Origin of the sequence: Streptomyces sp. NPDC050528 (assembly GCF_044457795.1) — a bacterium.
GTDB lineage: Bacteria > Actinomycetota > Actinomycetes > Streptomycetales > Streptomycetaceae > Streptomyces.
This window is the reverse complement of the sequence record NZ_JBITHH010000016.1, coordinates 249,633-256,491: the sequence shown is the minus strand read 5'-3', so window position 1 is coordinate 256,491 and position 6,859 is coordinate 249,633. Positions and strand designations below refer to the sequence as shown.

6 protein-coding genes are annotated in these 6,859 nt (G+C 72.5%); all 6 read left to right on the top strand.

Annotated features, from left to right (window positions below; all coding sequences use genetic code 11):
• Nucleotides 1-229: 229 nt before the first annotated feature.
• Nucleotides 230-1,306: a nitronate monooxygenase gene (locus ACIBK4_RS42820; RefSeq protein WP_399004229.1), complete on the top strand. Its 1,077-nt coding sequence runs from the start codon at nt 230-232 to the stop codon at nt 1,304-1,306.
• Nucleotides 1,303-2,055, top strand: coding sequence for a 16S rRNA (uracil(1498)-N(3))-methyltransferase (locus ACIBK4_RS42815; protein WP_399004227.1), 753 nt, complete (start codon nt 1,303-1,305; stop codon nt 2,053-2,055). Before ACIBK4_RS42820 ends, ACIBK4_RS42815 begins: the two co-directional genes overlap by 4 nt.
• A 16-nt stretch (nt 2,056-2,071) precedes the next feature.
• Complete coding sequence (locus ACIBK4_RS42810) at nt 2,072-2,464, top strand: VOC family protein (RefSeq protein WP_399004225.1); 393 nt, start codon at nt 2,072-2,074, stop codon at nt 2,462-2,464.
• Nucleotides 2,465-2,553: 89 nt separating this feature from the next.
• The gene (locus ACIBK4_RS42805) at nt 2,554-3,114 is read left to right on the top strand and encodes a hypothetical protein (protein WP_399004223.1); all 561 of its coding nucleotides are present in this window, start codon (nt 2,554-2,556) and stop codon (nt 3,112-3,114) included.
• 45 nt (nt 3,115-3,159) lie between these two features.
• Entirely contained in the window at nt 3,160-6,381 is a 3,222-nt protein-coding gene (locus ACIBK4_RS42800; RefSeq protein ID WP_399004222.1) for a S41 family peptidase, read from the top strand.
• 120 nt (nt 6,382-6,501) lie between these two features.
• Complete coding sequence (locus tag ACIBK4_RS42795) at nt 6,502-6,855, top strand: histidine triad nucleotide-binding protein (protein WP_399004220.1); 354 nt, start codon at nt 6,502-6,504, stop codon at nt 6,853-6,855.
• Nucleotides 6,856-6,859: the final 4 nt, after the last annotated feature.

The following is a 6,859-nucleotide window of genomic DNA, read 5'->3' as shown; positions in this document are numbered from 1 at the left end:
GGCGCGGGGGGCCGGGGGGGGGGGCGGGGGGGGCCCCCCCGGGGGGGGCGGGGCGGGGGGCGGGGGGCCCCCCCCCCCCCCCCCCGCCGGCGGCGCGGGGGGGGGGGGGGCCCCCCCCCCCCCCCCCCCCCCCACCCCCTCCTCGGTGCCGGACCGGCTGAAAGTACTGGCATGTGCCAGCGCCAAGGCCGGATTCGGACTTGTTCAAAGGACGTGACAACATGCCGTCATGTCCTCCGCACTGACCGATCTCTTCCCTCATCCGATCGTGCAGGCCCCGATGGCGGGCGGTGTCTCCGTCCCGCGCCTCGCGGCCGCCGTGGCCGAGGCCGGCGGGCTGGGATTCCTCGCCGCCGGGTACAAAACGGCCGACGGCATGTACCAGGAGATCAAGCAGTTGCGGAGCCTGACGGCCCGCCCCTTCGGCGTGAACCTCTTCATGCCGCAGCCGGAGTACGCGGACAAGGCCGCCGTCGACGTCTACGCCCACCAGCTCGCCGGCGAGGCCCAGTGGTACGACACGGAGCTCGGCGACCCGGACAGCGGCCGTGAGGACGGTTACGACGCCAAGCTGTCCGTGCTGCTCGACAACCCGGTGCCGGTGGCCTCCTTCCACTTCGGCGTCCCGACGCCCGAGGTGCTGGACTCGCTGCGCCGGGCCGGCACCTTCACCCTCGTCACCGCCACCACCGCCGAGGAGGCCCTCGCCGTCGAGCGGGCCGGTGCCGACGCGGTGATCGCGCAGGGCGTCGAGGCCGGCGGCCACCAGGGCACCCACCGCGACCTCCCGGAGAACGACGGGGCCGGTGTCGGCCTGCTCTCCCTCGTCGCCCAGATCCGCGAGACCGTGAACCTCCCGATCGTCGCGGCCGGTGGTCTGATGCGCGGCAGCCAGATCGCCGCGGCCCTCGCGGCGGGCGCGAGCGCGGCCCAGCTCGGCACGGCGTTCCTCGCCACCCCCGAGTCCGGCGCGAACGTCCTGCACAAGCAGGCGCTCACCAACCCCCTGTTCACGCGCACCGAGTTGACCCGCGCCTTCTCCGGCCGCCCGGCCCGCGGCCTGGTCAACCGCTTCATGCGCGAGCACGGCCCCTACGCCCCCGCCGCGTACCCGGAGATCCACCACCTCACCTCCCCGCTCCGCAAGCAGGCCGCCGCGTCCGGCGATCCGCAGGGCATGGCGCTGTGGGCGGGCCAGGGCCACCGCATGGCCCGCGAACTGCCCGCGGGACAGCTGGTCGAGGTCCTGGTCGCCGAACTGGCGGCAGCCCGGACAGCGTTGTCGACCGGGGGCGGCCTCCGATGACCGCGCCGGTGTTCGTCGTCGAGTCCCTGGAGGGTGCGACCCCCGGCTCCGTCGCCGAGGTGGCCGGCCCCGAGGGACGGCACGCCGTTTCCGTACGAAGGCTGCAGCCCGGCGAGGACGTCGTCCTCACGGACGGACAGGGCCGGGGCGCCTCCGGTGTCGTCCTCAGGGCCGAGGGCAAGGACCGCCTGATCGTCGAACTCCACGATTTCCCGGTCGAGTCGGAGCCCGCGCCCCGCATCACCGTCGTCCAGGCCCTCCCCAAGGGCGACCGCGGTGAACTGGCCGTCGAGACGATGACCGAGACCGGCGTCGACGCGATCGTCCCCTGGGCGGCCTCCCGTTGCATCACGCAGTGGAAGGGCGACCGGGGCCTCAAGGCCCTCGCGAAGTGGCGGGCCACCGCACGCGAGGCCGGCAAGCAGTCCCGCCGGCTGCGCTTCCCGGAGGTCGCGGACGCGGCAACGAGCAAACAGGTTGCGGCACTTCTGGCCAAAGCCGACTTCGCCGCCGTCCTCCACGAGGACCGCGACTACGGCAGCGAGCCCCTCGCCACCGCCGAACTCCCCACAGAGGGCGAGATCGTGCTGGTCGTGGGCCCCGAAGGAGGCGTCTCCCCCGAGGAGTTGGCGCTCTTCGAGGACGCGGGCGCGAAGGCCTACCGCCTCGGGCGTAGCGTGCTGCGTACATCGACGGCCGGGACCGCGGCGACCGCCCTGCTCCTGGGCCGTACCGGACGCTGGTCCTGAACCAGGGGGGATCGCCGTGGAACTCGCCCAAGTACGCCTTCTCGTCACCGACTTCACCGCCTGCTACCACTTCTACGCCGACGTCCTCGGCCTGAAGCCCCAGTCGGGGGCGGCCGAGGGACCGTACGAGAAGTTCAGCCCCGCGATCGGGTCCGCCGGGATCGCGCTCCAGGACCGGGCGATGATGGCCCAAGTCCTCGGCGAACTGGGGGACTTGGCGACCGGGCACCGCTCGCTCGTGGTGCTGCGCGTCGACGACCTGGACGGGTTCTGCGGGCAGATCACCGCCCGGGGCGCGGAGTTGCTGCACGGGCCCGCGCCGATGACGGACCGGATGCGGGTCGCGCATCTCAAGGACCCCGAGGGCAATGTGGTGGAGCTTCAGGAGTGGCTGCTGCTGCGCGGCTGAGGGATGTGCGCCGGGTGATTGCGCCCCCGGCGCACAGGTGGCCGTATGCGCTCTTCCGTGTGCGCCCTGACGGTGGCAGGCTGCCGTGCATGGGGGTGTTGAGACGGAACTGGAGTCGGCCGCGCGGGCGGCGGGTCGCCGCTGTGGCGGGGCTCGCGGTGGTGTCCGTGGGCGGGGCCGTCGCGTGCCAGCCCGGTGATCTCAGCGCGGCGACCGTCGCGTACACGACCGACAAGACGGCGACCGCGGAGCTCAAGCGGGACCACGTCAGCGTGCGCTGGCTGACCTGCACGGGCAACTACGGCAGCAACAACAAGGCCTACACGCCCGGGAAGACGCCCTCGCCGACCGAGACCACGGTCGTCAGCGTCGACTGCCAGGGGCAGACCAGTGACAACCGGGACATCACCGTCACCGGCAAGGTCACCCGGGCCGTCGACGGCGCGTGTGTGCGCGGCGACCTGGTCGGCAAGGTCGCCGGCAAACAGGTCTTCCACGTGACGGGGCTCGGGGACTGCAACGCGGCGACGCCGTCGTCCGTGAACAACCCGAATCCGACGCTGACCTACGGCCCCGGACCGACCGTCACGGTCACCAAGACGATCTGGTGCAAGGGCGACCCGACCTGCTGGCCTGTCGAAGGCAAGTGATCCAAAGGGCTGTCGGCGGACAGTGCCGATGCATAACCTGATCAGGTGACTCAGCCCTCAGCGTCCGCAGCCCAGGCCTATCTCCGCTTCCCGCACCTGCACGGCGAGTTGGTCGCCTTCACCGCCGAGGACGACGTGTGGCTGGCGTCCCTGGACGGCGGCGGCCGGGCCTGGCGGGTCAGCGCGGAGAACGTGCCGGTGACCCACCCCCGCATCTCGCCCGACGGCACGACCGTCGCCTGGACCTCCACCCGCGACGGCGCCCCCGAGGTGCACATCGCCCCGGTCGACGGCGGACCCGCCAAACGCCTGACGTACTGGGGCAGTTCACGCACCCAGGTACGCGGCTGGACGGAGGACGGCGAGGTCCTGGTGATCACCACCCACGGCCAGGCCAACCTCCGCCGCAGCTGGGCCCGTTCGCTCCCGCTCGACGGCGGACCGGCGACGACCCTCCCGTACGGCTGGGTCGGCGACGTGGCCATCGGTGAACCGGGCACGGTCCTCCTCTCCGCGCCGATGGGCCGCGAGGCGGCCTGGTGGAAGCGCTACCGGGGTGGCACGGCGGGCAAGTTGTGGATCGACCGCGACGGCGACGGCGAATTCACGCGCCTGCACGAGGAGTTGGACGGCAACATCGAGTACCCGGTGTGGGCGGGGGACCGGATCGCGTTCCTCTCCGACCACGAGGGCACCGGCGCGCTCTACTCCTCCCTCGCGGACGGCGCGGACCTCCGCCGCCACACCCCCCTCGACGGCTTCTACGCCCGGCACGCGTCCGGTGACGGCACCCGGATCGTCTACTCCTCCGCCGGTGAACTCTGGCTCCTGGACGACCTGGACGGCGCCGAACCGCGCCGCCTCGACCTCCGGCTCGGCGGCCAGCGCGCCGACCAGCAGCCGTATCCCGTGGCCGCGTCCCGCTGGTTCGGCTCCGCGTCGCCCGACCACACCGCGCGCGGCAGCGCGGTCGCCGTGCGCGGCGCCGTCCACTGGGTCACCCACCGCTCCGGCCCCGCCCGCGCGCTCGCCGCCACTCCCGGCGTCCGGACCCGGCTGCCCCGCACCTTCCGCGTGGACGGCGAGGAATGGGTGGTGTGGGTGACGGACGCCGAGGGCGACGACGCCCTGGAGTTCGCCCCCGCCACCGGCCTCGCCCCCGGCGCCACCCCGCGCCGAATCGCCGCCGGACAACTCGGCCGCGTCCTCGCCCTCACCGTGGCCCCCGACGGCAGCAGGGTCGCCGTGGCGTCGCACGACGGCCGCGTACTCCTCGTAGAGCGCGAGACCGGCGAGGTCCGCGAGGTCGACCGCAGCGAGCACGGCGACGCGTCGGGCCTGTCCTTCTCCCCGGACTCGACCTGGCTGGCCTGGTCACACCCGGGCCCACGCCCCCTCCGCCAGCTCAAGCTCGCCAACACCACAGACCTGACGGTCACCGAGGCCACCCCGCTCCGCTTCCAGGACTACGCCCCCGCCTTCACCCTCGACGGCAAGCACCTGGTGTTCCTCTCCACCCGCTCCTTCGACCCGGTCTACGACGAGTACGTCTTCGACCTCGCCTTCGTGGTCGGCGACCGCCCGCACCTGATCACCCTCGCCGCGACGACCCCGTCCCCCTTCGGCCCGCAGCGGCACGGCCGCCCCTTCGAGACCCCCGACAAGGACGAGACCCCCGACAGCGAGGGCCGCCCGACCACCCGCGTCGACCTCGACGGCCTCGCCGACCGCATCGTCCCGTTCCCGGTGGAGGCCGGCCGCTACTCCAACCTCCGCGCCGCCAAGGACGGCGTCCTGTGGCTGCACCACCCGGTCCAGGGAGTCCTCGGCGCCACCCGCGCGACCCCCGAAGACCCGGACCCCAAAACGGAGTTGGAGCGCTACGACCTCGCCCAGCAGCGCATCGAGCACCTCGCCGGAGACGCCGACCACTTCGAGGTCAGCGGCGACGGCAAGCGAGTCCTCCTCTGGACCGACCACAAACTGCGGGTCGTCCCGAGCGACCGCCGCGCCTCCGGCTCGGACGACGACGACAGCGACACGAACATCAACGTCGACCTGTCCCGCATCCGCCAGACCGTCGACCCGGCCGCCGAGTGGCGCCAGATGTTCGACGAGACCGGCCGCATCATGCGCGACAACTTCTGGCGCGAGGACATGAGCGGCGTCGACTGGACCGGAGTCCTGGACCGCTACCGCCCGATCCTCGACCGCGTCGCGACCCACGACGACCTGGTCGACCTCCTCTGGGAGGTACAAGGCGAACTCGGCACCTCGCACGCCTACGTCACCCCACGCGGCGGCCACGGCCACGGCGAACGCCAGGGCCTGCTCGGCGCGGACATCTCCCGTCACGAGGACGGCAGTTGGCGCATCGACCGCATCCTGCCGTCGGAGACCTCCGACCCGCACGCCCGCGCCCCCCTGGCCGCCCCAGGGGTAGCGGTCCGCGCGGGCGACGCGATCCTCGCGGTGGCGGGCCAGCCCGTGGACCCGGTGACGGGCCCTGCCCCCTTGCTCGTCGGCACGGCGGGCAAACCGATCGAACTGACCATCTCCCCGGCGGGCGGCGGCGACCCGAGGCACGCGGTCGTCGTCCCCCTGGCGAACGAGGAACCGCTCTACTACCACGCCTGGGTCGCCGACCGCCGCGCCTACGTCCACGAGAAGTCCGGCGGCCGCCTCGGCTACCTCCACGTCCCCGACATGCAGGCCCCCGGCTGGGCCCAGATCCACCGTGACCTGCGCGTGGAGGTGGCGCGAGAGGGCCTGGTCGTCGACGTCCGCGAGAACCGCGGCGGCCACACGTCCCAGCTGGTCGTGGAGAAGCTCGCCCGCCGCATCGTCGGCTGGGACGTCCCCCGAGGCATGCGCCCGTACAGCTACCCCGAGGACGCACCCCGCGGCCCCGTGGTCGCCGTAGCGAACGAGTTCTCCGGCTCCGACGGCGACATCGTCAACGCGGCGATCAAGGCGCTGGGCATCGGACCGGTGGTCGGCACGCGTACGTGGGGCGGGGTGATCGGCATCGACAGCAGGTATCGGTTGGTGGACGGCACGCTGATCACGCAGCCCAAGTACGCGTTCTGGCTTGAGGGTTATGGGTGGGGGGTGGAGAACCACGGGGTGGATCCGGACGTGGAGGTGGTGCAGCGGCCTCAGGATTATGCGGCGGACCGCGATGTGCAGCTGGACGAGGCGATCCGCTTGGCGTTGGAGTCACTGGAGACCGTTCCCGCGAAAACACCCCCGACCTTGCCCACCTAGGGGCGCGGGGCTGTATCGATTTGCAGCTCCGCTGCGTGGGCGCGACCAGCCCCCACTCACCCGCACCCAACGACGATACGATGCCCGCGTAAATCACCCCCAGCCTCGGAGGAAACCCACATGTCAGGGGCCCCGCAGGACGACTGCCTGTTCTGCAAGATCGTCGCAGGCCACATCCCCGCGACGATCATCCGAGAGACACCCACCACCGTCGCGTTCCGGGACATCAACCCCCAGGCCCCGACCCACGTCCTGGTCATCCCGAGGGTTCACTACCCCGACGCCGCCGCCCTCGCAGCTGCCGAACCGACGATCGCCGCAGACGTACTCCGCGAGGCAGGCGAGGTCGCAACGGACGAGAAGCTCGACAGCTACCGCGTGATCTTCAACACCGGCAGCGGCGTGGGCCAGACCGTCTTCCACGCCCACGCCCACGTCATGGGCGGCCGCGGCATGCAGTGGCCGCCCGGGTAACTCG

Excerpts from the sequence above, each read along its gene's own strand:
- ACIBK4_RS42820 (WP_399004229.1), top strand. The coding sequence starts at position 230 with ATGTCCTCCGCACTGACCGATCTCTTCCCTCATCCGATCGTGCAGGCC.
- ACIBK4_RS42795 (WP_399004220.1), top strand. The coding sequence starts at position 6,502 with ATGTCAGGGGCCCCGCAGGACGACTGCCTGTTCTGCAAGATCGTCGCA.
- ACIBK4_RS42815 (WP_399004227.1), top strand. The coding sequence starts at position 1,303 with ATGACCGCGCCGGTGTTCGTCGTCGAGTCCCTGGAGGGTGCGACCCCC.
- ACIBK4_RS42805 (WP_399004223.1), top strand. The coding sequence starts at position 2,554 with ATGGGGGTGTTGAGACGGAACTGGAGTCGGCCGCGCGGGCGGCGGGTC.